Origin of the sequence: Hydrogenophaga sp., assembly GCF_028698005.1 — a bacterium.
Taxonomy (GTDB): Bacteria; Pseudomonadota; Gammaproteobacteria; order Burkholderiales; family Burkholderiaceae_C; genus Hydrogenophaga.
In genome coordinates this window covers 1-2,721 of record NZ_JAQVEJ010000265.1, presented here as the reverse complement: position 1 = coordinate 2,721, position 2,721 = coordinate 1, and the positions used below count along the sequence as shown (strand labels likewise).

At 71.4% G+C, this 2,721-nt stretch carries 3 protein-coding genes; all 3 read right to left on the bottom strand.

Annotation, left to right across the window (positions count from 1 at the left end):
* Window positions 1-654 (bottom strand): 5'-nucleotidase (locus tag PHQ87_RS15795; RefSeq protein WP_300236509.1); only part of this gene is annotated, 654 nt, incomplete at its 3' end.
* A gap of 11 nt (window positions 655-665) precedes the next feature.
* Window positions 666-1,892 carry a type II secretion system inner membrane protein GspF gene (gene gspF, locus PHQ87_RS15790; RefSeq protein WP_300236506.1) on the bottom strand — a complete coding sequence of 409 codons (1,227 nt, stop codon included), beginning with the start codon at window positions 1,890-1,892 and terminating at the stop codon, window positions 666-668.
* Window positions 1,893-2,053: 161 nt separating this feature from the next.
* Window positions 2,054-2,721, bottom strand: a 668-nt coding sequence (locus tag PHQ87_RS15785) for a GspE/PulE family protein (protein WP_300236503.1), incomplete at its 5' end; no start/stop codon positions are given.

Here is a 2,721-nt window from a genome sequence, read left to right as displayed (position 1 = left end):
GCGGCTGGTGCCCTCGGCCTGCAGCCGGTGCAGGGCTTCGAGCACGGGCTTGAACGGGCCACTGCCCAGCGGCTGTGAGGCGTTGTCGGCCTCGTGCGCCTGGAAGGCCGACAAGCCCTGCGACTGGTAGACGCGCTCGGCCTCGTCCGAGAACAGCACCGCGTCGCCGTCGAAGGCGATGCGCACCTCGTGCGGGTGCGCGTCGCTGGCGCGCACCGACTGCGGGTACACCTGCGCGGCCGGCACGCCGGCGTCGAGCGCGGCGCGCACGTCGGCCAGGTGCGCCGAGAGGAACAGGTTGGCGCGCAGCGGCCGCAGGTAGCGCCACGGCGGCTGCCCGCGCGTGAAGCTGCCGCGCTGGATCGGCAGGCCGTAGTGCTGCGCCGAGCGGAACACCCGCATGCCCGAGACCGGGTCGTTGCGCGAGAGGATCACCACCTCCACCCGCTGCGCGTCCTCGTCGTTGAAGGCCAGCAGCTTGTGTACCAGCGAGAACGCCACGCCCGGCGGCGCGGGCTGGTTCAGCCGTTCCAGTTGCAGTTTCATGTAGGCGCGGTCGTCGCCCTTCTCGAACTCGCGGTTCTCTTCCTCGAAGTCGAACAGCGCGCGCGAGGAAATCGCCACCACCAGCTTCCCATCCAGTGTCACCGCCATGGATCACCTTCCTAGGTCACGAGCTGGTTGAGCTGCATGATCGGCAGCAGCACCGCCAGCACGATGAGCATCACGACGATGCCCATGCCCACGATGAGCAGGGGCTCCAGGAGCGTGGCCAGGTGCATCGCCCGCCGCTGCACCTCGGCCGAGAGCTGCGCCGCCGCGCGCTGCAGCATGGTGGGCAACTGCCCGGTCTGCTCGCCCAGCCGCGCGAACATCGCCACCAGCGGCGGAAAGCGCCGCTTGCTGCCGATGGCCGCGGCCAGCGGCGCGCCCTCGCGCACCAGCACCAGCGCGTCCAGGGCGTCGGCCTGCATGGCCTTGTTCGACAGGGTGTCGGCCGCCGTCTGCAAGGCGCGCAGGATGGGCACGCCCGCGCCGGCGAGCATGGCCAGCGTGCCGCAGAAGCGCGCGGCGTTGTAGCCGCGGGACAGCCGCCCGACCAGCGGCAGGCGCAGCCAGGCTGCATCCATCTCCAGTCGCAGCGGGGGCTGCCGCCGCACCAGCCACAGCGCGCCCGTGCACAGCAGCAGCGCGGCCAGCATCCACCAGCCGTACGCGCGCACGGCTTCGCTCACCCCCAGCATCAGCCGCGTGAGCAGGGGCAGTGCGCGCTGGCTGCCTGCGAACACGCCGGCCACCTGCGGGACCACGTAGGTGACGAGGAACACCACGATCGCCAGCGCGATCACGCTCACGATGGCCGGGTACAGCGCGGCGGCCGTGACCTTGTTGCGCAGCGCCTCGCGCGATTCCATGTCGTCCGCCAGGCTCTCCAGCACGGCGCCAAGCTGCCCGCTCTGTTCGCCGGCGCCGATGACGGCGGTGTAGGTGGGCGAAAAATCCCTTGGATACTGCCCCAGGGCGCGAGCGAAGCTGGCGCCGGCGTTGACCTCGGCACGCAGCGAGGCCACCAGCCGCTGCTGCGCGGGATCTTCCGCTTCCTCGGCCAGCGCCGCCAGTGCGCGCTCCAGCGGCAGGCCTGCCGACACCAGCCCGGCCAGCTGGCGTGTCCAGATCGTCAGCGCCGTGGCGTTGAACGCACCGCCGCCCCACAGGGTCAGGTTCCAGCCCTGGCCACCCCGGGCGGCCGCCGTGGCCGCCGGTTCGACCGACAACGGGATCAGCGCGCGCTCGCGCAGCATGCCGCGCGCGGCGCGCACGGTGTCGGCGTCGATCACGCCCTTGTGCGTCGTTCCCTGCGCGTCCAGCGCCTCGAATGCGTAGGCCGGCATCTCAGTGATCCATGGCGCTGCGCGCCATCCACATCGCATGAAACAGGGTCACAGCCCCCGGCGCACCACGGAACCGGCTGGGCCGGGCCGTTGGTGCGGTCCCCCTCCGGCCGACGGCCAGAGAGGAGGAAGACGCGAAGCGGCGCAGGGGGTGCCTCATGTCAGTCCCGTGTCGCGCTCAGCACTTCTTCCAGCGAGGTGATGCCCGCCTCGACCAGGCGCTGGCCGTCGGCGCGCATGGGCTGCATGCCGTTGGCCATCGCCGCGGCCGCGATCTCGGCCTCGGACGCCCGGTTGTGCACCAGTGCACGGATGTTGTCGTCGGCCACCAGCAGTTCGTAGATGCCCGTGCGGCCCCGGTAGCCGGTGCGGCTGCAGTGCTCGCAGCCGACCGGATGCCAGCGGCCCTCGCCATCCGGGCGCCGGCAGTCCGGGCACAGGCGCCGCACCAGCCGCTGGGCCAGCACGCCCAGCAGCGAGCTCGACAGCAGGAAGGGCTCGACACCCATGTCGGTCAGGCGCGTCACGGCGCTGGGCGCGTCGTTGGTGTGCAGCGTGGCCAGCACCAGGTGGCCGGTGAGCGAGGCCTGGATGGCGATCTGCGCGGTCTCGAAGTCGCGGATTTCGCCGATCATGATGACATCCGGGTCCTGGCGCAGCAGGGCGCGCAGGGCCCGCGCGAAGCTCAGGTCGATCTTCGCATTGACCTGCGTCTGCCCGATGCCCGCCAGCTCGTACTCGATCGGGTCTTCCACCGTCATGATGTTCAGCTGCGCGGCATCGAGCTGCTGCAGCGCGGCGTACAACGTGGTGGTCTTGCCCGAGCCGG